Source organism: Saccharothrix sp. NBAS 001 (assembly GCF_056640475.1).
In genome coordinates this window covers 4,425,068-4,450,503 of sequence record NZ_CM153251.1, presented here as the reverse complement: position 1 = coordinate 4,450,503, position 25,436 = coordinate 4,425,068, and the positions used below count along the sequence as shown (strand labels likewise).

Here is a 25,436-nt window from a genome sequence, read left to right as displayed (position 1 = left end):
GGGACGGGGTCAGAGCGCCGCGCTCTGCCCACCGTCGACGACGAGGTTCACGCCGGTGATGAACGCGGCGCGCGGGGATGCCAAGAAGCCGATCGTGTCGGCGATGTCGCGCGGGAGACCGATCCGGCCGATCGGGATGCCGTCCGCCCACGCGGCCTCGTCCAGACCGGTGTTGTCGCTCTCCTGCCCGCTCATCGTCGTTAGTGCCTCGTCCGCGCCGGGGGTCTGCACCCGGCCGGGGGAGATCGCGACGACCCTGATGCCCCGTGGTGCCAGTTGGACCGCCAGCCCCTTGCTGTAGACCTCCAGCGCGGATTTGGCGGCGGCGTAGTGCAGCAGCCTCGGGTGGGAGGAGATCGTGGCGACGGAGGACAGGTGCACGACCACCCCGCCGCCACCGTCCACCATGGACGGGACGAGCGCGGCGTTGAGCCGGACGGCGGCGAGGAAGTTGATGTCCATCGAGTACTGCCAGCCGTCTTCGAGGTCCAGCGCCGTCGGGAACGCGCGGCAGCCGCCGGCGTTGTTGACCACGATGTCCACCCCGCCCAGGTGCTCCAGCGCGGCGTCCGCCAGGGTGCGCACACCGTCGCGGGTGCTCAGGTCCGCTTTCACGAACTCGGCGTCGGCCGGGGTGTCCTCGGTCGTGCCGCGGGCGGAGGTGACGACTCGTGCCCCGGCGTCGAGGAAGTTCCGCACGATCGCCGCCCCGATGCCCCGGCTGCCGCCGGTGACGACGGCCCTCTTGCCCGCCAGCTCGTCGGTGGTCGCGGTAGTGGGGCCGATTGGGCTCACTCGGGCTCAACTCCCTGTCTCGGTGCGTCGGAACGCGGGGGTCAGGCGGTCTCGGTCGCCGGCTTCTCCGCGGCCTCGCGGGTCTCCAGGGGCTCGCGGGGGGCGGGCACCGGGCGGCCGCGCGGGCGGCTGAAGCGGCGGACGGCGGGGCGCTCCACCAACGTGTAGAGCAGGGCCCCGAGGGCGATGGACAGCGCGATGCTCACGACGATGTTCACCAGCCTGGTCGGCAGGGACGCGGTCACCACGCCCGTCGCGTGCACGGCGTCGACCGGGCCGTACTGGATGACCAGGTAGTGCACGAGGTAGACGGCGTAGGAGATCTCGCCGAGCCACACCATGGTCCGGCCGCCGAACGGTGTCCGCCGGCCGTGCCGGTCGGCGGTCGCGGCCGCCGCGATCAGCAGGGCGACGGCGCAGGCCGTCGGCCCGAACCGCAGGTGGAACACGCCGGGCAGGAACGACTGGACCACCACGCAGGTGGTCAGCAGCAGGAACGCGGGCAGCATGCCGACCCGGACCCACTTCCCGGTGAGCACCACCCGCGCGACGAGGATGCCGAGGACGAACTCCAGCATCCGGGTCACCGGGAACAGGTAGACGAACCAGCTCTGCCACTCCGAGGACGTCGGGTCCCACGACGTGAAGGGCTCGCCCGGCAGCAGTTGGGCGATGAACGGCACCGCGGTGGTGGCCGCGCCGACCACGCCCACCCACGTCCACAGCCGCTCCGGCCGGATGCGCTCGACGACGCGGATCCACCACGGGAAGGCGAAGTAGAAGAACAGCTCGCAGCCCAGGCTCCAGCTCACCGCGTTGGTGCCGGTGAACCCGCCGATGGCGTCCAGGTAGGGGATCCACGGCTCGACCAGGAACAGCGACGGCAGCGTGTTGATCGCGACGACGGACACCCCGGCGAAGACCATCAGGAACCGGGCGGCGACGAACGTCACCAGGTGGTTCGGGTAGACCTTCACCAGGCGTCGCCGCCAGAACAGCAGCGGGGTGTCCCGGGGGTCGGCGACCCAGGTGAGGATGAAGCCGCTGAGCACGAAGAAGAATTGCACCCCGACCGGCCCGAGGGTGGTGATCACCCGGAACGGCGGGTCCGGGTGGAACACCCCGGTGAGCTGGCTGTCCAGGTGGGAGACCAGGACGGCGAAGGCCGCGACGAAGCGCATTCCGGTCAACGACGGAAGGCGACTCGCCCGGGCGGACCGTTCCGGTGTCTCCATGCGTGATTTCCTCCGGGATTGGCGGGCCGCCGCCCGACCGGGTCGCCGGCGGTGGCCGACCGGGAGGTCGGTGGTCGACGGGAACTCCGCCGTCGCCCACTATTGGCGGTCGGCTCGGATCCGGTCAAGGTGAATATGCCGATCCACTGGATCGATCTGCTCAATCCAGCGGTCGGCGACTGTCTCAGCTGGTCGGAAGGTCGCGACCGCCGCGCCCGGATCGGGTGGCGGCGGCTGGTCCCGTCGTTGTCCGGCCATTGGCGGCGAGGTCACAGCGCGTTGTCGGGAGAAGTTCGCGGGTGGCTCGGTTCGAATCCGTTCGGTGACCGCCACGTGGAATCTCACTCGATCGGTATGGCCTGCTTCGTCTACTTCGCGGTGTTGGGCACGCAATGCCCGGTACGTTCTACGCCGATGGGCTCATCTACTTCGTGCGAACGTGTGGCCCGGGAGGTTCATAATCAAGGTGGTGGGATGTTCACTCGAATGGTGTCTGTTCGACTGCACATCCGGTGCACCAATCTGTGGGATGTATAGTCGGCACCGGCTTGTGATAGTGGGATCAGCTATTAGTCCATATCCAGTCGGGTCGTTTCCGGCTCCCCAGGTGGGGGTCCGTTGCGTGCCTGTGGTCCGCAATGCGGAATTCTCGGGATGTGCCATGACCGATCGTCTGGGCTTCAGCCTCGCGCAATTGATGTACTTCGTCGTGTCCGCCGACCTGGGGAACATCTCGGAGGCGGCGGACGAGTTGCGCGTCTCCCAGTCGACCATCTCCTCGGCGGTGATGCGGTTGGAGCGCCAACTCGGCGTGCAGTTGCTGCACCGCCACCACGCTCGCGGCGTGTCCCTCACCGCGAGCGGCCGGCACCTGCTGCGCGAGGCGCGCACGCTCCTGGGGCTCGCCCGCGACCTCAAGGCCCAGGGGCACGCGCTGGCGGGCGATGCGGCGGGGCCGCTCGACGTCGGGTTCTTCTTCACCATCGCCCCGTTCCTGCTGCCGCTGGTCCTGCGCACGACGCGGGAGCGGTACGGGGCACTGGGGCTCAACGTCCACGAGGGGACCGCCGACCAGCTCGTGGAGTTCCTCCGGGACGGCCGGTGCGAGCTGGTGGTGACCTACGGCCACCTGACCGGCGACGCCCGTTTCCACCCGCTGGTCGACCTGCCCCCCTACGCCGTGCTCGCCGACGACGACCCGCTCGGCGGGGCGGGAGCGGTCCCGCTGGCCGAGCTGGCCACCCGGCCGCTGGTCGTCATGGACATCCCGGCCGTGTTCCGCCACCTGGACAAGCTGTTCGCCGACGCCGGGGTCCCGATGCCCCGGCTCGTCACCACGACCAGCGTGGAGACCATGCGCGGCCTGGTGGCGGCCGGGGTCGGCTTCTCGCTGATGTACCAACGCGCGTCGAACACGACGACGTTGGACGGCGGACGGCTCCGGGCGGTCCAGATAGCCGACGAGCTGCCCACGTCGTCCATCGGGGTGGCGACGATGCCCGACCAGGTCATCAGCGGCCGGGGAAGGGCTTTCCTGGACGTGCTCAGGTCGGCCCTCGCGGCCGGTCGGGGTGTGGGCTCGGCTGCGTGACCCCGATCCACCCGGTGCGGCGGCCGCACCGGGACTCGAACGCCTGGAGCGTGACGCGGTGCCTGCAGTGGTCTTCGCGGGACAGGGCAGCCAGGTCAAGGGGATGGGGTCCGAGGTGTTCGCCCGTTACCCGGGGCTCGTCCGGTACGCGTCCGACGTGCTGGGGTACGACCTCGTCCTGCTGTGCACGCAGGACCCGGACGGGGTGCTGTCCCGCACGGACCGCACCCAGCCGGCGCTCTTCGTCGTCAACGCCCTGCGCTGGTTCGAGCGGGAGCACCGCGAGGAGCCGTCCGCCCGGGTCTGCCTCGGCCACAGCCTGGGCGAGTACAACGCCCTGCTGGCGGCCGGCGTCTTCGACTTCGAGACCGGGCTGCGACTGGTCGCCCGGCGTGGTGAGCTGATGGCCGCCGCCGCCGCGGGCGGAATGACCGCCGTGCTGGACATCCCGGCGGAGGAGCTGCTGGGCGTCCTCGCCGAGGACGGGGTGCGCGGCGTCGACATCGCGGGCTTCAACACGCCCTCGCAGGTCGTCATCGCGGGTACGCCACCGGTGCTGGCCGCCGCGCACGAGTGCCTGGAACGGCGGGGACTCCGCTTCGCGCGGCTGAAGGTCAGCGCGCCCTTCCACTCCCGGTACATGGAACCGGCCCGGGAGCGGTTCGCGGAGTTCCTGGCCGGGTTCGACTTCGCCGAACCGGTCACGCCCGTCGTCTCCAACGTGACGGCCCGCCCCCACCGGCCGGGCGAGGTGGCGCGGCTGCTCGCGGAGCAGTTGGTGAGCCCGGTGCGCTGGACCGACAGCGTCCGCTGGGTGATCGAGCACGACGACGCGGAGTTCGTCGAGGTGGGCGGCACGACCCTCACCGGCATGGTGCGCAGGATCAGAGCGGGAGTGTGACGGATGGCGACGACGACGGACACGATCCGGCAGTACCTGGAGGACCGCTTCCTCTTCGAGTTCGACGAGGCGATCACACCGGACACCGACCTGTTCAAGGCGGGCGTCATCGACTCGTTCGGCTACGTGACCATGATGAGGTTCCTGGAGGACGAGTTCTCCGTGGAGATCACCGAGGAAGACGTCCTGATGAACGTCTTCGTGTCGCTGGCCGCGATCGACGCCTTCGTCACCGACAAGATCACCGCGAACTAGGGGGACTGAGCCATGTGCGGGTTGGCCGGCTTCCGCTCGACGTCGTTGCACCCCGACGCCACCGCCGAGGTGATCACCTCGATGCTGTCGCGGATCCGCCACCGGGGCCCGGACGAGTCCGGCTACTACCTCGGCGACGGCATCGCCCTGGGTTCGGTCCGGCTGGCGATCCTGGACCTCGCGGACGGGGCGCAACCCATGTCCGACCCGGCAGAGCGCTACTGGACCTGCTTCAACGGCGAGATCTACAACCACGTCGAGCTGCGCGCGGAGCTGGAGCGCCTCGGTCGCCCGTTCCGCACCGACCACTCCGACACGGAGGTGGTGCTGCAGGCGTGGGCGCAGTGGGGAACCGGCTGCTTCAAACGTTTCAACGGCGCGTTCGCGGTCGCCATCCACGACTCGGTGACCGGCGACCTCGTGCTGGCGCGTGACCGCTACGGCAAGCGCCCGCTGTTCTACGCCGACTTCGGCGGCGACTTCCTGTTCGCCTCGGAGATGAAGGCGTTCCGGTCGTTCCCGGGCTTCGGTTTCGAGTTCGACCCGAGGGAACTGGCCACCACGTACGCCGTGTGGACGCCGCTGCCCGACCGCACGCCGTTCCGCGGCATCCGCCAGCTGCCGATGGGCACCGCGCTGACGGTCGCCGGTGACCGCCGAACGGTGCACGCCTACGACGACCTCACCTTCGACGTGCCCGGTTTCGCGGGCACCGAGGCGGACGCGGTGGAGTTCGTCCGGACGACGCTGAGCGCGGCCGTGGAGCTGCGCCTGCGCGCGGACGTCGAGGTCGGCGTGTACCTCAGCGGAGGGCTGGACTCCTCGGCGGTGACGAGCCTGGCCACCCGGCTGTCCGCGCACCGGGTCCGCACGTTCTCCGTGGCGTTCCAGGACAGGAGCTACGACGAGTCCGACAGCCAGCGGCTGGTCGCCGACCACCTGGGCACCTGGCACACCGAGTTGCGCATCACCGGCGCGGACATCGCCGACCACCTGGCCGCCGCCACCTACCACACCGAAGTACCGACCTTCCGCACCTCGTTCGTGCCGATGTTCCTGCTGTCCCGGCACGTCCGCGAGTCCGGCGTGAAGACGATCCTCAGCGGCGAGGGTGCCGACGAGGCGTTCCTGGGCTACTCGCTGTTCCGCGAGACCCTGCTGCGCGAGCGGTGGCACGAACTGCCGGACCGGGAACGCCGCGCCGGCCTGGCCGGTCTGCACCCGGAGCTGGCGCACTTCGGTGCCGCGCACCAGGCCCACCTGCTCGGCTTGTACGAGCAGTTCGCGGTGGAACACCTGCCCGGCCTGTTCTCGCACGAGATGCGTTACCAGAACGGCAGGTTCGCGGTGCGCCTGCTCGCCGACCGCGTCGACCCGTTCGCCGACCTGCTCGACCTCGTCGCGGGCACCACCGGCTACGCGGACATGCCCGCGGTGCACAAGGCCCAGTGGTTGGAGTACAAGACGCTGCTGCCCGGTTTCCTGTTGTCCACGCAAGGCGAACGCGTCGCGCTGGCGCACGGCGTGGAGAACCGGTGCCCGTTCCTCGATCCGGCCGTGGTGCGGGCGGCGGCGTCGGTGAACCTGCGCTTCGACGACGGCCGCGACGAGAAGGCGATCCTGAAGAGCGCGTTCCGCGCCGAGCTGCCGCCGTGGACGACGAGTCGCCCCAAACAGCCCTACCGCGCGCCGGGCAGTGCCGCGTTGCGGGACCACCGGCCGGACTACCTCGAACTGCTGCTGTCCGAACGGGAGCTGGCCGGGATGGGTTTTCTGGATCAGGGCTTCGCCCGCAAGCTCGTGGGCCGGGTCATGTCGGCACCAGTGGACCAGATCAGCACGAAGGAGGACCAGACGTTCGTCTTCCTGCTGACGACGGCGTTGCTGCACCGGCGGTTCGTGCTGGGGGAGGACGACGCACCGCCGCCCCTGCGCGACCTCCGGGTGGTCGTGGACCGGCGGCGGTCGGCGCAGCTCGCGGGTGAGGTCCGATGAGCGGCGACGGCATCGCGATCATCGGGTTGGCCCTGCGGTTCCCCGGTGCGCAGACGCTGGTCGAGCTGTACGACCACCTGGCGGCCGGCCGGTCGTTGATCACCGAGGTGCCCGCCGAGCGGTGGTCCCGGGAGCGCTACCTCGGGGACCCGCGCGGCGGGGAGAAGACCGCGAGCGTCTGGGCGGGGTTCGTGGCGGACGCGGACCGCTTCGACGCGGCGTTCTTCGCGATCTCCCCGCGCGAGGCGGAGACGATGGACCCGCAGCAGCGGTTCGCGCTGGAGCTGGCGTGGAAGGCCGTCGAGGACGCGGGCTACCCGGCGGGTGCGCTCGCGGGCAGCCGCACGGGCGTGTTCCTGGGCCTGTGCCACGCCGACTACGCCGAGCTGATCGAACGCGACGACGTGCCGACCGACGCCTACTTCCCGACCGGCACCTCGTACTCGATCGCCGCGAACCGGGTGTCCTACTTCTTCGACTTCCACGGGCCCAGCATCGTCAACGACACCGCGTGCTCCAGTTCTCTGGTCTCGATCTACGAGGCGGTCTCCGCGCTGCGCAACGGCGACTGCGACCTGGCGCTGGCCGGCGGTGTGAACCTGTGCTGGTCGCCGAAGCTGTTCGTGGCGTTCAGCAAGGCCGGGATGCTCTCGCCCACGGGCCGGACGCACGCCTTCGACCAGGCGGCCGACGGGTTCGTGCGCGGCGAGGGCGGCGCGGTGCTGGTGCTCAAGCCGCTGGCCGCCGCCGTGGCCGACGGCGACAACGTGCACGCGGTGATCAAGGGCGTCGGAACCAACCACGGCGGCCGGACGAACTCGTTGACCGTGACGAATCCGGCGGCGCAGGCCGCGCTCATCCGGGACGTCTACACCCGGGCCGGTGTGGCACCGGAGACCGTGGGCTACATCGAGGCCCACGGTCCGGGCACCCCGGTCGGCGACCCGATCGAGGTCCTCGGCCTCAAGCACGCGTTCCGGGACCTGCACGAGGCGAACGGGACCACGCCGACCCCCGGGACGACCGGCATCGGCTCGATCAAGACCAACATCGGCCACCTGGAGTCGGCGGCGGGTGTGGCGGGCGTGGTGAAGGTGGTCGCCGCGATGACCGCCGGCGTGCTGCCCGCGACCGCGGGCTTCCGGCAGCGCAACCGGCTCATCGACCTGGACGGCAGCCCCTTCTACATCGTCGGCGACACGCAGCCGTGGGCGAGCGCTCCGGGCGTGCCGCGTCGGGCCGGGGTCAGCTCGTTCGGGTTCGGCGGGACCAACGCGCACGTGCTGCTGGAGGAGCACCTCGGCGACGCGCCCGACGTGGTGGTGCCGGGTCCGCACGTGGTCCCGCTCTCGGCGCGGGACCCGGAGCGGCTGCGCGAACTGGCCGGGCTGCTGCGGGACCACGTGGCGGCACCGGAGCACGTGCTGGTGCCGCACCGGTCGCCGGCGGACGTCGCCCACACGTTCCAGACCGGCCGGGAGGCGTTGGCGGCCAGGGCGGTGCTGGTCGTCGCGGACCGGGACCAACTGGTCGACGCGCTGGGCTCGGTCGCGGAGGGTGAGGTGCGCAACCCCGCCGGGGCCGGGCCGGACGTGCTGGCGGCGGCGGAGGCGTGGGTGCGCGGCGGCTCGGTCGACTGGGGCGGTTCGCGGGGTGCCCGGCGCGTGCGGCTGCCCACCTACCCGTTCGCCCGGGACCGGCACTGGTACCGCACGCCGCGAGCCGGTGCGCCGGCCGCCGCGCGACCGCTGATCCGGCGCGACCCGGCGGGCGGCCCCGGTGGCACGGCCGAGTTCGACGGGGCCGAGCCGTTCCTGGCTTCGCACCGGGTTCGCGGCCGGCGGGTCCTGCCCGCCGTGGTGTACCTGGAGCTGGCACGGGCCGCTGCGGCAGCGGGGACGTCCCGGGACGGGGTGGTCCGCTTGCGCGATGTCGCGTGGACCCGGCCGCTGGTCGTCGACGAGCCGGTGACCGTCCACATCGGATTCGAGGACGGCGGGGACTCGTTCGGGTTCCGCTGCGGCGGGACGGTGCACGCCACCGGCCGCGCCGAGGTCGTCGCGCTGCCGGAACCGTCACCGCTGGACTTGGACGCCCTGCGCGCCTCCTGCCCGGAACCGCGCGACGTCGACGGGATGTACGAGTCCTTTCGCGCGCAGGGCCTGGAGTACGGGCCGGACATGCGCGCCCTGCGCGAGGTGTGGACGGGGCGGGACGAAGCGTTCGCCCGCGTCGAGGTCGCCGGGACCGACGGCCACGTGCTGCCGCCGAACGTCCTGGACGCGGCCTTCCAGCTCTCCGCGGCGCTGACGGGCGCAACGTCCGGCCCGGTCCTGCCCTTCGCCCTGGCGGAGCTGTGCGCGTACCGCGCCTGCCCGGCCGAGACCCGGGTATGGGTCCGCCGCAGGCCCGGTGCCCTCGCTGTGTTCGACGTCGACGTGTGCGACCGCGAGGGTGTGATCACGGCGAGCCTGCGCGGGTTGGTCCAGCGCACCGCAGCGGCCGAGCGGCCCGTGGTCACGGCCACCACGCAGTGGGTCGACCGGCCGCTGAACCCCGGCGGGACGCGCACCGCGCACTCGATCACCCCGTCGCGCATCGCGCCCGCCGACCCGGCGGACGGCATCGACGCCGTCACGGACCAGGCGTTCGCGGAGGTCCGGCGGCTGCTCGCGGACCGGCCCGAGGGCGAGCACCGGTTCGTGGTGCCGGTCGACGACCGGGTGCCGGCGCACTTCCACGCGCCGCTGGTGGGCCTGTTCCGCACGGTCGCCCTGGAGAACCCGCTGGTCTCCGGTCGGGTGGTCCGGGTCGGAGGGCTGGATTCGGCCCCACCCGGGCAGGTCGCGCGGATCGTGGCCGACGAGTGCGCCGACGACTCCCCGGACTCCGAGGTCCGCTACCGCGCCGACGGTACGCGGCAGGTGCTCGTGCCCGCCGGGATCAGCCTCGCTCCGGCCGCGCCACGACCGCGTCCGGGTGCGGTGTACTGGGTGACCGGCGGGCTGGGCGGCATCGGGCACCACCTGGCGCGCCACCTGGGCGGTTCCGGGGCCACGCTGGTCCTCAGCGGCCGGGCGGAGCACGGTCCGGTCGACGCCCTGCGCGCCGCCGGCCTCGACGCCCACTACCTGGCGGTCGACGTCACCGACGCCGCAGCCGTGCGGGCCGCCGTCGCGCGGATCGTGCGGGACCACGGGTCGCTCGACGGGATCGTGCACGCGGCCGGGGTGCTGCGCGACCAGTACCTCCTGCGCAAGGACCTCGCCGACGTCCGGATCGTCACCGCGCCGAAGATCCGGGGCGCGCTGCACCTCGACGCCGCCACCCGGCACCTGGACCTCGACTTCTTCGTGCTGTTCTCCTCGGTCGCGGGCGTCTACGGCAACCCGGGCCAGTCCGACTACGCGGCGGCCAACGCGTTCCTCGACGCGTTCGCCCGGCACCGGCGGTCGCTGGTCGACGCGGGGGAGCGCAGCGGCACCACCGTGTCGGTGAGCTGGCCCCTGTGGGCGGACGGCGGGATGACCTCGGACGAGGTCACGCGCGAGTCGATGCGCCGTGAGCGCGGCTGGGAGGCGCTGCCGACCGAAGCCGGGCTGTGGGTCTTCGACCGCTGCCTGGCGGCCGACGCCCCGGCGCACGTCCTCGTCGCGTTCGGTGGGGAGGCGAGCCTGGACGTTCGACGGGGTCCGGTGGCGGTGCCGGACGCGACCGGCGGCCCGGTCGGCGGTGGCGACCTGCTGGAGCGGACCGAGGACCTGCTCCGGGGAGTGGTCGCCGAAGCCCTGCGACACGAGCCCGCGACCATCGGGCCGACCACGAACCTGGTCGAGTACGGCATCGACTCGCTGAGCATCCTGGACATCACCGCCAAGCTGGAGCAGCGGTTCGGGCCGCTGTCCAAGACCATCTTCTTCGAGTACCTGAACCTCGCGGACGTGGCCGCGCACTTCGTGGCCACGCGTCGGGAGCAGTTGGTGGCCCTGCTGGGCGAGTCGTCACCGCCACCGGCACCGGCACCGGTCGCGGAAACGGAGCCGGTGGCACCGGTGACGGGGCCGGCACCCGCCACCGCCGTGGTCCGGGAGCGCGATCGCGGGGACCGGCACGACATCGCGATCATCGGCGTGTCCGGGCGGTACCCCGGTGCGGACACGATGGACGAGCTGTGGGACCTGCTGGAGCAGGGCCGGCACGCGTTCGAGGAGGTCCCGGCCGAGCGCTGGGACCACGGGGCCGCCTACGACAGCGACCGGTCCGTCCCGGGCAAGACCGTGATCAGGACCGGGACGTTCCTGCGCGACATCGACAAGTTCGACCCGCGCTACTTCCGCGTCTCCAAGCGCGAGGCCGAGCAGTTGTCCCCCGAGGTCCGGCTGTTCCTCCAGATCGGTGTCCAGGCCCTGGAGGACGCGGGCTACTCGCGGGAGACCATCCAGCGCCGCTACCAGGGCGACGTCGGCGTGCTCGTGGGGACCATGAGCAACCACTACAACCTGTACGGCTTCCAGAACAGCCTGACCCGGGGGTCGCCGCAGACCGGCAGCTACACCGGGACCATCCCGAACATGCTGTCCTACTTCTACGGCCTCACCGGGCCGTCGATCTTCGTGGACACCATGTGCTCGGCGTCCTCGACCTGCGTGCACCAGGCGGTGCAGATGCTGCGGGCGGGCGAGTGCGCGATGGTGGTCGCGGGCGGCGTGAACCTGCTGCTGCACCCGTACAACCTGATCACCTCGTCGCAGGAGCACTTCACCACCGGCACCTCCGACGTGATCCGCAGCTTCGGGCGCGGGGTGGACGGCACGATCCTCGGCGAGGGCGTCGGCGCGGTCGTGCTCAAGCCGCTGGTGGACGCCGAGCGCGACGGCGACCACGTGTACGCGGTGATCAAGGGGACCGCGCTGGCCAACGCCGGGGTCAGGAACGGCTTCACCGTGCCCAACCCGGTCATGCAGGCACGTGCGATCGAGAAGGCGATCGACGACGCCGGTGTCGACCCGAGGACGATCGGCTACGTCGAGGGCCACGGCTCGGGGACGGCGTTGGGCGACCCCGTCGAGGTCCACGCGTTGACGTCCGCCTACCGCCGGTACACGTCGGACACCGGGTTCTGCGCGCTCGGGTCCGTCAAGGCCAACCTGGGGCACCTGCTCGCGGCGGCGGGCATGATCGGCACGGCCAGGGTGCTGCTCCAGTTGCGCCACCGCAAGCTGGTGCCGTCACTGCACAGCGCCGAGCCCAATCCGGACATCGACTTCGCCGCGACGCCGTTCCGGGTGCAGCAGGCGCTGTCCGACTGGCACCCGGTGGTGACCGAGGTCGACGGCGGGCCGGTCACCCACCCGCGTCGGGCCGGCATCACGTCGATCGGCGCGGGCGGCATGAACTCCCACATCGTCGTCGAGGAGCACCCCGGACACCCCCGGCGGCGGGAACCGTTCGGCGAGCAGGTGTTCGTGTTCTCCGCGATGAACGAGGCGGCGCTCGGGCGCTACCTGACGTCGTTCCGCGACTTCCTGGCCGGTGCGGAGGAGGGCGACCTCCCCGACATCGCCTTCACGCTGCGCGTGGGCAAGAACGAGCTGCCCCACCGCTGGGCGTTCACCGCTGCGGACAAGCGCACGGCGTTGGCGGCCGTCGACGGGTACCTGAAGGGCGGGCGGGAGCTGCCTGCCGACGAGCCGGCGGCGACCTGGGTCGGTGGTGGGAGTGTCGACTGGGATCTGCTGCCCTCGGCACGGCGGGTGTCGCTGCCGGCGTACCCGTTCGAGAAGGTGCGCTGCTGGGTCGAGCCGACCGGGGGCGCGCCGTCGGTGCTGGCCCCGCTCGCGCTGCGGGAGCGCCTGCACCCGTTCCTGGGCCGCAACGAATCCGACGTCCGGGGCCTGCGTTACGGCACGGACGTCGACCTCGGCGACTTGCTCGACTACACCTACCGGCGGGACAAGGCGGTCGCCGTCGTGCCCACCTTCGTGGCCGACCTCGCGTTGGCCACCGCGAAGGTCAGCGGGTTCGCGGCGGAGGCGTCCGTGCACGACCTCCGCGTGCTGCGGCCGGTCGACTGGTCCGCGACCGGGCGCCTGGTCACCGAATTCGCCGACGGGCGCGGCACCGTGCGGACCGAGGCCGGGCCGGCTGCGGAGTTCGCGGTGCGGGCGGCGACCGCGCCGTCCGGGCGGTTCGACCCGACGGGGTTGCGGCAGGTGCTCACGGGGGAGCGGTTCCTGGCCGAACTGGCCGAGGGCGGCCTGGTCTACCGGCCCGAGTCGGGCGCGGTCGACGGCGTGTTCCGCACCTCGGACGGCCACACCGTGCTCAGCCTCGGGCGACCCCGGTTCGAGCAGGACCACGTGCGGCGCAACACCACCGTCGAGCCGGCCGTGCTCGCCGCGATCGCCCAGGGCGTGCAGTGGGAGGCCAGGCGCGCCGGGGAACCGGACTGGCCGGGGTTCGCGCTCAACCGCGTCGACCGGATCCACGTGCGGGCCGGGGCACCGGTCGAGCGGGTGGTGTTCGAGGACGATCGCGTCCTGCTGGTCGGCGACGGCGGTGCCGTCGTCGGGGAGCTGACCGGGCTGGGGCGGGGTGTCGGCGGTACGGCACCGGCCGGCCGGGCGGCGGCGCGGCCCGGACCGCCGCGCGCGGATTCGTCCGTGGTGGACGGATTGCGGTCGATCGCGGCGGGCATCCTCAAGTTCGCGCCGGACGAGCTGGACCCGGCCACCGGTTTGGACGCCTTCGGCTTCGACTCGATCTCCCTGGTGAGGTTCGCGGAGGAGATCGACGAGCGGTTCGGCGTCAAGATCAGCCCGGCGGTCTTCTTCGACGTCAGCACGTTGGCGGCGTTGGGCGCGTACGTGGCGGACCGGCTCGGTGCCGAGTCCGGGACCCTCGCGGTCGACGCCGTCGAGCCCGCCCCGCCCCGCCCCGGGGCCGTCGTCGGTGCCGGCGGGCCGCGGGCCGACGCCGATCTCCGGCCGCCGATCGCCGTGGTCGGTGCCGCCGGCCGGTTCCCCGGTGCCGGGAACCCGGCCGAGTTCTGGGCCAACCTGGTCGCGGGCCGGGACTCCGTCGGGGAGTTCCCGATGGACCGGTACGCGGGCGAGCACCGCCGGCGCGTCGAGGCGCAGGACTTCCCGAAGCGGATGGGTGCGCTCGACGACGTCGACGCCTTCGACGCGGCGTTCTTCGGCCTGCTGCCGCGCGAGGTCGAGCTGATGGACCCGCAGCACCGGCTCGTGCTGGAAACGGTGTGGCAGGCGCTGGAGGACAGCGCTTACCGGCCCGCCGACCTGCCGTCGAACACGGGGGTGTTCATCGGCGTCACGGGCAACGACTACGCGACCGGGCTGACCGCGCTGGGCGTGCCGCCGGACGCGTTCACCTCGACCGGGACGACCCACTCGATCCTGGCGAACCGCGTCTCGTACCTGCTCGACGTGCGCGGCCCGAGCGAACCGGTCGACACGGCGTGCTCCAGCTCGCTGGTGGCGGTGCACCGCGCGATCGAGGCGATCCGCTCCGGGGCCTGCGACATGGCGTTGGCGGGTGGGGTGAACGTGCTGCTGGCCGCCGACACGTTCGTCAGCGCCCACCGCGCGGGGATGCTCAGCCCGGACGGCCTGTGCCGGACCTTCGACGCCCGGGCGAACGGCTACGTGCGCGGCGAGGGCGTCGGCGTGGTCGTGCTCAAACCGCTGTCGGCGGCGGAACGCGACGGTGACGCCATCCTCGGTGTGCTCCGGGGGAGCGCGTGCAACCACGGCGGACGGGCGAACTCGCTCACCGCCCCGAACGCGGACGCCCAGGCGGAGCTGGTGGTCGCGGCCGTCGGCGACCTCGACCCGGACACCATCGGCTACGTCGAGGCGCACGGCACCGGAACCGCCCTGGGCGACCCGGTGGAGGTCCGCGCGCTGCGGACGGCGTTGCGCCGGCTGGGCCGCCGGGACGACGGCGGGTGCGGCATCGGCTCGGTCAAGACCAACATCGGCCACCTGGAATCGGCTGCGGGCATCGCCGGGCTGATGAAGGTGCTGCTCGCCCTCGAACACGGCGTGCTGCCCGCTTCCCTGCACGTCGGGGAGGTCAACCCGTACCTCGAACTCGACGGCGGACCGCTCCGCATCGTGCGGGAGAACGAACCCTGGCCGCGTTCGCGCGACGGTGCGCCGCGCCGTGCCGGGGTGAGCAGCTTCGGGTTCGGCGGCGTCAACGCGCACGTGGTGGTCGAGGAGTACCGGGGCGGCGAGGAGGTCGGCGAGGAGGCTGGGCCGTTCGCGGTGCCGTTGTCGGCGCGCAACGCGCGACAGCTGACCGAACGGGCGCGGGACCTGCTGGCCCACCTGGCGGGCGCGGGCGAGGTGTCGCTCGGGTCCGTCGCGTGGAGCCTCCAGGTCGGCCGGGAGGAGATGGCGGAACGGGTCGGCTGGGTCGTCTCGTCCCGCGCCGAACTGGTCGAGCGGTTGACGGCGTTCGTCGCCGACGGGGAGCGGGGTTCGGCTGAAGGGCCGATCGCGCGGTGGGTGCGCGGTGACAGCGTCGATTGGCGCTCGCTGCACGACGGGCCGCCGCCCCGGCGGGTGCGGCTGCCCGGGTACCCGTTCGCGCGCGACCGGTTCTGGTTCCCGGTCGTCGGGAAGAGGACCGGGACGGTGCTGCTCACCCCGGAGTGGACGGCGCAGGAGGCGACCGGGGACGCCGGGTACGACCGGCGGGTGGTCGTGCTGTGCGGGATCGACGCCGACGTCCCCGGTGCTGTGCGGATCACCACGGACAAGCGGCGGCCGGAGAGCCGGTTCCGCGACCTGTCGTGGCGGTTGCTGGAGACCGTGCGCGACCTCGACGTGCGCCGGGGTCGGACGTTGGTACAGGTCGTCACGGACGGCGTCGCACCGACCGGCCTGCTCCGGTCCGTGGGCAGGGAGAACCCCGGGATCGTCGGCCAGGTGATCGTGGCGGACGGGGCCGAGGCCGCTGCCGTCCTCGCGGAGAACGCCCCTTCCGGGGACGACCTCGTCGTCTACCGCGGGGGTGTCCGGCACACGCGCGGCTGGACCGCGGTCGCGCCCGAGGCCGGCGACCCGCCCTGGCGCGCGGGCGGGGTGTACCTGATCACCGGTGGCACGGGCGGTCTCGGCGCGCTGACCGCCCGTCGGATCGCCGCCGACACCCACCGGGCCTCCCTCGTGCTCGTCGGCCGGTCGCCGGTGGACGACCGCGTCGAAGCCCTGCTCGCCGACCTGCGGCGGGCCGGTGCGGACGCGCGGTACGCGCGCGCCGACGTGTCCCGCTGGGAGGAGGTGCGGCACCTCGTCGCCGAGGCGGGGGAGATCACCGGGATCGTGCACGCGGCGGGCGTGCTGCGGGACGGCCCGTACGGGGACAAGAACGCCGAGGGCTGGGCCGACGTGCTCGGCGCGAAGGTCGACGGCCTGGTGCACCTCGACCGGGCGACGGAGCACTGCCCGCTGGAGTTCGTGCTGGCGTTCTCCTCCGGCGCCGGGATCACCGGCAACCCCGGGCAGGCGGACTACGCGGTCGCCAACGCGTTCCTCGACCAGTTCGCCGCCGAGCGGAACTCGCAGGTCGCGGAAGGGCGTCGTCGTGGGCGCACGCTGTCGGTCGCGTGGCCGTTGTGGGCCGACGGCGGGATGCGGGTCGGCGACGACGCGCGGGCGTACCTGTGGCGGGACCGGGGCCTGTCGCCGATGCCCACCGAGGACGGGTTCACGGCGCTGGTCGACGCCTGGAACACCGGGGCCGACGTGGTGTGGGTCCACCACGGCGACCCGGAACGGGCCGGGACCACCGCCGCCCCGCCGGGGGCGGCAACCGACCCGGCACCGCCCCTGCCGGTGGTGCCGGAGCAAGCGACACCCGGGCCCGCGAAGCCCGAGCCGGCGCGGGTCGTGGCCGACCCCGCCGCGCTCGACGGGCTGCTGACCCTGTTCGCCCGGGTCACCGGGCTCGCGCCGGACGCCGTCGACGCCGATCGGCCACTGGTCGACGTGGGCCTGGACTCGGTCATGATCATCCAGCTCAACCGGGAACTGGTCCGGACCGGTGCGGACGTCCCGTCGACGATCTTCTACGAGCAGCCGACCCTGCGGGCGGTGGCGGCCCGCCTCGCCACCGCGCCGGAACCGACCAGACAGGCCCCGACCGCCCCGGTGGCGCTCGCCGTCCCGGCTGTGGTGCCGTCCCCGCGCGCGGAGCCGCGCCCGGCCCCCTCCGGGCGGCCCGCCGGCACCGGCGAGCCGATCGCGGTCATCGGGCTGAGCGGGCACTACCCGGGCGCGGCCGACCTGGACCGCTTCTGGGACAACCTGAAGGCGGGCCGCGACTGCATCCGCGAGGTGGACCGCTGGCCGTTGGAGGGCTTCTTCGAGCCGGATCGCGACACGGCCGTCGCCACCGGCCGCAGCTACGGCAAGTGGGGCGGGTTCCTGGACGACTTCGCGGAGTTCGACCCCCGGTTCTTCGGCATCGCCCCGCGTGAGGCCTACGCCATGGACCCGCAGGAGCGGCTGTTCGTGCAGGCGGCGTGGGAGGTGCTGGAGGACGCGGGCTACCCGAGGACGCGCCTGGCCGCGCGCCACGGCGGCGGGGTCGGGGTGTTCGCGGGCGTCACCAAGGTCGGCCACGCCCGGCACGGGGTGGGCCGGCTGCCTTCGGGTGAGTTGGTGGTGCCGGGACTGTCGTTCGCCTCGCTGAGCGCACGCGTGTCGTTCCTGCTGGACCTGCGCGGGCCGAGCCTGACGGTCGACACGATGTGCTCGGCGTCGCTCACCGCGATCCACGAGGCGTGCGAACAACTCCGGCGCGGTGCGTGCGACGCGGCGATCGCGGGCGGGGTGAACCTCTACGCGCACCCGCTGGACTACGTCGAGCTGTGCGCCTCCGGGATGCTCTCGCCCGACGAGCGCTGCCGCAGCTTCGGAGAGGGCGGGCGCGGGTTCGTGCCGGGCGAGGGCGTGGGGTGCGTGCTGCTCAAGCCGCTGTCCCGGGCGGAGGCGGACGGGGATCGGGTGCTCGGCGTGATCCGGGGCTCCGGGGTCAACCACGGCGGGCGCACCGGTGGCTACACCGTGCCGAGCCCGCCGGCCCAGGCGGACCTGATCCGGCTGGTGCTGGACCGCGCCGGGGTGTCCGCCCGGCAGGTCGGCTACGTCGAGGCGCACGGGACCGGCACCGAACTCGGCGACCCGATCGAGATCGCCGGCCTCACCGCCGCGTTCGAGCGGGACACGGCGGACCGGGGCTACTGCGCGATCGGCTCGGTCAAGTCGGGCATCGGGCACCTCGAAGCCGCCGCCGGGGTGGCCGGGTTGACCAAGGTCCTGCTCCAACTGCGGCACCGGGAGTTGGTGCCGACCCTGCACGCCGAGCGGACCAACCCGAACATCGACTTCGAGCGCAGCCCGTTCCGGTTGCGGCGCGAGGCGGGTCCGTGGCACTCCGACGGGCCGCGCATCGCGGCCGTGTCGTCGTTCGGTGCGGGCGGCTCGAACGCGCACCTGGTCGTCGAGGAGTACACCCGGCCGCAGACCGGTGGCCCCGCGGGTGCCGCGGAGCAGGTCGTCGTGCTCTCCGCACGGACCCCCGATCAGCTCGCCGCGTCCGTCGACCGGCTCGCCGCGTTCCTCGACCGCAACCCGGGCACCGACCTCGCCGACCTGGCGTACACGCTCCAGGTCGGGCGGGAGGCGATGGCCGAGCGGTACGCGATCGCGGTCTCGTCGGTGGAAGAGCTGCGGGCCGGCTTGCGGGCCGGTCGCGGTCACCGGGGCAGCGCGGCGACGACGGGGGACCTGCTCGCGGAGCTGACCGGGGACGACGACCTGCGGGAACTGGTCGCGCAGCGGTGGCTCGCCGCCGGCAAGCCGGGCAGGTTCGCCGCCTTGTGGGCGGCCGGCGGCGAGGTGGCCTGGGCGCGGCTGCACCACGGGGCGACCCGCCGGGTGGTGTCGCTGCCGACGTACCCGTTCGCCCGCGACCGGTTCTGGATCGGCGACCTCACCGGGGCCACGCCGACACCGGCCGAGGAACCGGAGGTCGTGCGGGCCGACACGTCCGTGCCCGACCTGGTCCGGGAGACGATCGCCCGTGCGTTGGCGATGGACGCCGCCGAGATCGAGGGCGGCGCGGTGTTCGCCGACTACGGCTTGGACTCGATCCTGGCGGTCCGCGTCGTGCACCGGCTCAACGAAGCGCTGACGCTGAGCCTGCCCACGAGTGCGGTGTTCGACTTCCCGACGGCCGACCGGCTGACCGCACACCTGCTGACCGAGCACCCCGACGCGGTCGAACGCGCCCCGGCACCGCGGCACAGCCCACGCCCCGGCCCCGGACGGACCGAGGGGCACGGCCCGATCGCGGTGGTCGGCATGAGCGGCCGATTCGCCGGCGCGGACTCGCTGGACCGGCTGTGGGCGCACCTGGCCGCCGGGGACGACCTGGTCACCGGGCCGACCCGGTTCGACCCCGCCGACCTGGGCGCCTGTCCCAAAGGTGGCTTCCTGGACCGGATCGACGAGTTCGACGCCATGTTCTTCGGCATCTCCGGCACCGAGGCTGCGGTGATGGACCCGCAACAGCGGCTGCTGCTGGAGGAGTCGTGGAAGGCGCTGGAGGACGCCGGTTACGCGGGCGCGGCGGGGCGCGAGAGGTGCGGCGTCTACGTCGGGGCGTGGGCGGGCGACTACGAGTCGCTGCTCGGCCACGACGCCCCGGCGCAGACCTTGTGGGGCAACATGGCCTCGGTCATCCCCAGCCGGGTGTCCTACTTCCTCGACCTCAACGGCCCGGCGATGGCCGTGGACACGTCCTGCTCCAGTTCGCTCGTGGCCATCGAGTTGGCGTGCAAGGATTTGTGGTCCGGCGAGACCGCGATGGCGCTGGCGGGCGGGGTGTTCGTCCAGTCCACGCCACGGCTGTACCGGCTCGCGGGGCGCGCCGGGATGCTCTCGCCGACCGGCGGCTGCCGTGCGTTCGACCACCGCGCCGACGGTTTCGTGCCCGGCGAGGGCGTCGGGGTCGTGGTGCTCAAACGGCTGGCGGACGCGGTGGCGGACGGTGACCACGTCCACGGCGTGATCCGGGCCGTCGGCGTCAACCAGGACGGCGCGACGAACGGGATCACCGCGCCGAGTTCGACGTCCCAGGAGAGCCTGCTCCGCGACGTGTACGGGCGGTTCGGCGTCGACGCGGGGCGCATCGGCCTCGTCGAGGCGCACGGAACCGGCACCAGGCTCGGCGATCCCATCGAGTTCCAGGCCCTCACCCGTGCCTTCCGCGCCCACACCGACAAGGTGGGGTACTGCGCGCTCGGGTCGGTGAAGACCAACATCGGGCACACCCAGTTCGCGGCCGGCATCGCCGGGGTGCTCAAGGTGCTGTTGGCGATCAAACACCGGAAAATCCCGGCTTCGCTGCACTTCGAGGCCGCGAACGAGGCGATCCCCCTCGGCGGGAGCCCGTTCTACGTCAGCGAACGCACGCACGACTGGGAGGTGCCCGACGGCGGACCGCGCTGCGGGGTGGTGAGTTCGTTCGGAGCCAGCGGGACCAACGCGCACATCGTGGTCGAGGAGGCCCCGCCCGTCGCGCGGACCGCCGTGCCAGGGGCGGAGCACGTGGTGGTGCTGTCGGCGCGGACCGACGACCAGCTGGCCGAGCAGAAGCGCCGACTGGGAGCGCACGTCCGGGCCGACGCCTCGATCGACCTCGGCGACCTCGCCCACACGCTGGCCGTCGGCAGGCAGACGTTCCCGCGCCGGTTCACGTGCGTCGTCCGTGACCGCGACGAGCTGATCCAGGCACTGGACGGCACGGCCCCGGCCCGCACGGGCGACGTCCCGGTGCAGGCCCGGGGGAGGCGCATCCCGTTGCCCACCTACCCCTTCGCCCGGGACCGGCACTGGCCCGCGAACGACCACCGGGTGACGCTGACCCCCGACGACGTCCTGTTGCGCGACCACGTGGTGCGCGGCCGGCGCATCCTGCCCGCGGTCGCGCACCTCGACCTCGCCCGCCGGGCGTTCGGCGCCCTGCCGGTGCGGATGAGCAACGTGACGTGGGTGCGGCCGCTGGACGTGTCGGACGGTCCGGTCGACGTGCGGATCGACCTGCGCGCCGCCGACCGGGGCGGCCACCGCTTCGAGATCACCGCCGACGGGACCACGTGCTGCGAAGGCACCATCGCGGTGTCCGACGCGCCGCGCCCGGCACCGGTCGATCTCGCCGGACTGCGTTCGGCGTGCCCGGAAGCGGTGTCCGGCGAGCGGGTGCACGACGCGCTGGTCACCATGGGCATCGACCACGGCCCCACGCTGCGGGCGATCCGGCAGGCGCGGGTCGGTACCGGGGTGGTGGTCGCGGAGCTGGTGCTGCCCTCCGGCGCGCAGCCGGGACCGCTGGCACCCGCCCTGCTCGATTCGGCGATCCAGGCGGCGGTGGCCGCCCACCCCACCGGGATGCGGCACACGGCCGTGCCGTTCGCGTTGGACCGGCTCGACCTCCACCGCCCCTGCCCGGCCCGGGTGTGGGCCGTGGTGCGCGGCGTCGACGCGGAGCCGATCGGCAGGCTGGACATCGACCTGGTCGACCCGGACGGCGAGGTCTGCGTGCGGCTGACCGGGTACGCCCAACGTCCTCTGGCGTCCACCGGACCCGCGCTCTTCGCGCCCGTGTGGGACGTGGTCGACACCTCCGACGCGACCGTGCCGGCCGCCGGTGACCGGGTGCTGGTGGTCGGGGCGTCACCGCTGCCCGGAACGTCGACCTGGCCGTTGCCGCCGTCGGCGTCCGTCGAGGAGACGACGGCCGCTCTGCGCGACCTGGGACCGGTGGACCACCTCGTGTGGTCCGCGCCCGAGACCGGGCTCGAACCGTCCGACGCGGCCGGGTACACCGCCGCCCAGGAGAACGGTGTCGTCGCCGCGTTCCGCATGGTCAAGGCGCTGCTCGCCCTCGGGTACGACGCCCGGCCGCTGGGGATCACGCTCGTCACGGTCCGCGCGCTCGCCACCCACGCCACCGACCCGGTCCAACCGGCGCACGCCGGACTGCACGGCCTGTTCGGCTCCCTGGGCCGCGAGTACGGGCAGTGGAGCGTCCGCCGCGTCGACCTCGACGGCACCGGGTGGCCCCCGGACCTCACGGCCCTGCCCGCGCGGTCGCCGGACGACAGCCGGGTCCGGCGGGCCGGTCAGTGGCTGGCGCGGCGGTGGGCACCGTGCGACGCCCCGGCACGGCCGGTGTACCGCGAGGGCGGGGTCTACGTGGTGATCGGCGGGGCCGGCGGCCTGGGCACGGCGTGGACCCGGCACGTGGTGCGCAACCACGGCGCGCACGTGACGTGGATCGGTCGCACCCCGCACGACGAGACCATCGAGGAGAAGCTCCGCTCGGTGGAGGGCCGCGGCACCGTCCACTACGTCAGCGCCGACGCCGCCGACCCCGCCGCGCTGCGCGCCGCCGTGGCGGAGGTCAAGCAGCGCCACGGGGTCGTCCACGGGGTCGTCCAGTCCGCGTTGGTGCTGCGGGACAGCACGTTCGCGCGGATGGACGAGACCGCGCTGCGGGCGGCGCTGGCGGCGAAGGTCGGCGTCACCACCGCGATGGCCGAGGTCTTCGACGGGGAGGTGCTGGACTTCGCGGTGCTGCTGTCGTCCATGCAGTCGTTCACGACGGCGGCCGGGCAGGGCAACTACGCGGCCGGGTGCACGTTCAGCGACGCGTTCGCGCACGCGCTCGGCCGGCGCTGGGACACCCCGGTCCGGGTGATGAACTGGGGCTGGTGGGGCAGTCTGGGCAGCGTCACGTCGGAGTACCACCGGGAACGGCTGAGCCGGGTCGGGCTGGTGTCGATCGAGCCGCCGGAGGGGTTCGCGGCCCTGGACGCGCTGCTCGGCGGTGACCAGCGGCAGCTCGCGTTCGTCAAGACCGACGAGCGCAACGCGTTGCCGAACTTCGACCGGGACACCGTGGTCGCGGTGCACGACCGGACGCCGTCACGGGTCCCCGGGGAGCTGCTGCGGGCGGTGGACGACGTGCCCGACTTCGTCGCCGAGGTCGTGCGGTGGCGTCGGGACGAACGGGACCCCTGGTTGGCCAGGGTGTTGTCGGCGCAGCTGGCGACGGTCGACCCGGCCGCGATCCGGCCCGCGTACGCCGAGTGGTCGAAGCACAACGACCCGGTGCCGGCCGAACCGGCGGACGAGGTGCTCCGGCAGTGGGACCGGCAGTGCCGGCTGTGGTCGACCGACGCCGACCGCGCGGCCGAGCTGCGGTTGGCGACCGCCATGCTCAAGGCGTTGCCGGACGTCCTCACGGGCCGGACCCCGGCCACCGACGTCATGTTCCCGCGCGGTTCTCTGGAACTGGTGGAGGGGTGCTACCGGAACAACCGGGCCGCCGACCTGTTCAACCACGCCCTGGCCCACGCGGTCACCACGATCGTCGCGGAGCGGCTGCGCCGGGAGCCGGGTGCCCGGCTGAGGGTCCTGGAGATCGGTGCCGGGACCGGCGGCACCAGCGCAGGTCTGTTCGCCGCGCTCGAACCGCACCGGGAGAACATCGGGACCTACGTCTACACGGACCTGTCCAAGGCGTTCCTCAACCACGCCCGCGCCGAGTACGGGCCCCGGGTGCCGTACCTGGACTACCGGCTGCTCGACGTCGAACGGCCGATCGCCGGGCAGGGCATCACCGAGGGGGACTTCGACCTCGTCATCGCCGCCAACGTGCTGCACGCGACCAGGGACACCCGCAACACCCTGCGCAACGCCAAAGCCGCGTTGAAAGCGGGCGGTTGGCTGCTGTTGAACGAGCTGTCCGCCTTCGACCTGTTCAGCCACGTGACGTTCGGTCTGCTGGAGGGCTGGTGGTTGTCCGACGACCGGTCGCTCCGGATCCCGGGTTCGCCCGCGCTGTCCCCGGACAGCTGGCGGGACGTGCTGGCGGGGGAGGGGTTCCCGACGGTCGTGTTCCCGCTGCCGGGGGCGTTGCCGCTGGGACAGCAGATCATCGCGGCCGAGAGCGACGGCGTGGCCCGACAAGCGGTCGTGCGGGCCGGCCGGCCGGAGCCCGCCACCACCGGACCGGTTCCCGAGCCCGCAGCGAAGCCGGACCTGCCGGAGTCGGACCTGCCGGAGTCGGACCTCGTGGAGTCCATCCGGGGCAAGGCCGCCGCCGTCCTGGGCATCCCGCCCGAGCGCATCGACACCTCCGTCCCGCTCACCGACTACGGCATGGACTCGATCCTCGTCCTCCGGTTCACCAACGCCCTGCGCGCGGACTTCGGCGACGACGTCTCCACCGCGCTGCTGTTCGAGGTCGAGACCGTCGACGCGCTGTGCGCCCACTTCGCCCGCACGGCGGGCCTGCGGTGGGACCTCGGGCGCAACCAGGAGGTCATGTACCGGGACCAGCGGCACCGGCCGGAGTCGACCCACTACAACCTGCCCCTCCTGTTCGAGATCCACGGCGACCTGGACGAAGCGGCCCTGGAGCGGGCGATCCGGGCGCAGTCGCGGATACACCCCGCGCTGGGCGCGGTCTTCGAGGAGCGGGACGGCGTGCCGCAGCTGGTGGTCGACCCCGACCGGGCGCCGTCGTTCGACCGCGTCGCCATCACGGCACCCGCGCGCGCCGCGCAACTGGCCGCCCTGCGCGAACTGGTCGAGCTGCCGTTCGACCTCGGGACCGGTCCACTGGTCCGGTCGCACCTGATATCCCTGGCCGGACAACGGCTGTTGCTCATCACCGCGCACCACACCCTGATGGACGGCACGTCGACGGCGATCGTGGTCCGCACGCTCAAGGACGCCTACCGGGGCCTGGAAAACCGACCCCGGGCCGACTACGGCGACTTCGTGGCCTGGGAACGGGCGCTGCTCGCCGGCCCGCAGGGGCACCGCCACCGCGACTACTGGGTGCGTGAATTGGGCGGACCGCGTGCGACCCTCTCGCTGCCCTACGACCGCCCGTACGACCCGACGCGGGTGTCGCGGGTGGAAGTGGTGGTGACCCGGCTGTCACCGGCGCTGGCCGTCGCGCTGGCGGACAAGGCCAAGGAACACCGGGTCAGCGTCGCCACCGCGTTGTTCGCCACCTACGTGCGGTTCCTGCAACGCGCGAGCGGGCAGGACGACGTGACGGTCGGCATGACCACCGCCGCCCGCTACGAGGAGCGGTTCCAGGACGTGGTGGGCCAGTTCGCGAACTGCCTGCCGATCCGCTGCACGGTGACCGGGGACTTCCCGGAACTGCTCGGATCGTTGCGGCACAAGGTGGCTTCCGCCATCGAGCACGGTGGCTTCCCACTGCCGGAGATCGCCCGCGCGGTGGGTGCCCGCGAGCCGCTGGTGTCGGCGAACTTCCTGTTCCAGAACTTCGCCGGGGCCGAACTGCTCGGCAACGACTCGCCGGCCGACCCGGGCGAGCTGGACCTGCGGCTGTTCGACGACCTGCCCTACGCGGGGGAGTACCCGCTCGCGGCGGAGGTCTACCGGGACGGCGAGGGGTGGAAGGTGTTCCTCAAGTACGACGCCGACGCCTTCGACGAGACCACCGCCCGACGCATGGCGGCCGAGTGGCACGAGATCGTCCGCAGCGAGTTGGAGGGGTGAGCGCCGGCGGCGGGCGGCAC

7 protein-coding genes are annotated in these 25,436 nt (G+C 72.9%); 5 read left to right on the top strand and 2 right to left on the bottom strand.

The window, feature by feature from the left end; all coding sequences use genetic code 11:
* Nucleotides 1-9: 9 nt before the first annotated feature.
* Both AC0HI0_RS18300 and AC0HI0_RS18295 read right to left on the bottom strand, forming a co-directional pair.
* Nucleotides 10-795: an oxidoreductase gene (locus AC0HI0_RS18300; protein WP_480933586.1), complete on the bottom strand. Its 786-nt coding sequence runs from the start codon at nt 793-795 to the stop codon at nt 10-12.
* Between the two features lie 41 nt (nt 796-836).
* Entirely contained in the window at nt 837-1,976 is a 1,140-nt protein-coding gene (locus AC0HI0_RS18295; protein WP_480934323.1) for an acyltransferase family protein, read from the bottom strand.
* 715 nt (nt 1,977-2,691) lie between these two features.
* Here AC0HI0_RS18295 and AC0HI0_RS18290 point away from each other — a divergent pair.
* From AC0HI0_RS18290 to AC0HI0_RS18270, 5 genes are read left to right on the top strand one after another with little or no spacing between them, the layout of a single operon-like run.
* Nucleotides 2,692-3,621: a LysR family transcriptional regulator gene (locus AC0HI0_RS18290; protein WP_480933585.1), complete on the top strand. Its 930-nt coding sequence runs from the start codon at nt 2,692-2,694 to the stop codon at nt 3,619-3,621.
* 58 nt (nt 3,622-3,679) lie between these two features.
* Nucleotides 3,680-4,522 (top strand): ACP S-malonyltransferase, encoded by an 843-nt coding sequence (gene fabD / locus AC0HI0_RS18285; protein ID WP_480933584.1) that lies wholly within the window; start codon nt 3,680-3,682, stop codon nt 4,520-4,522.
* A gap of 3 nt (nt 4,523-4,525) precedes the next feature.
* Entirely contained in the window at nt 4,526-4,777 is a 252-nt protein-coding gene (locus AC0HI0_RS18280) for a phosphopantetheine-binding protein (RefSeq protein ID WP_480933583.1), read from the top strand.
* Nucleotides 4,778-4,789: 12 nt separating this feature from the next.
* Nucleotides 4,790-6,772 carry an asparagine synthase (glutamine-hydrolyzing) gene (asnB, locus tag AC0HI0_RS18275; RefSeq protein ID WP_480933582.1) on the top strand — a complete coding sequence of 661 codons (1,983 nt, stop codon included), beginning with the start codon at nt 4,790-4,792 and terminating at the stop codon, nt 6,770-6,772.
* Entirely contained in the window at nt 6,769-25,416 is an 18,648-nt protein-coding gene (locus AC0HI0_RS18270) for an SDR family NAD(P)-dependent oxidoreductase (protein ID WP_480933581.1), read from the top strand. The genes asnB and AC0HI0_RS18270 overlap by 4 nt, the downstream gene beginning before the upstream one ends.
* Nucleotides 25,417-25,436: the final 20 nt, after the last annotated feature.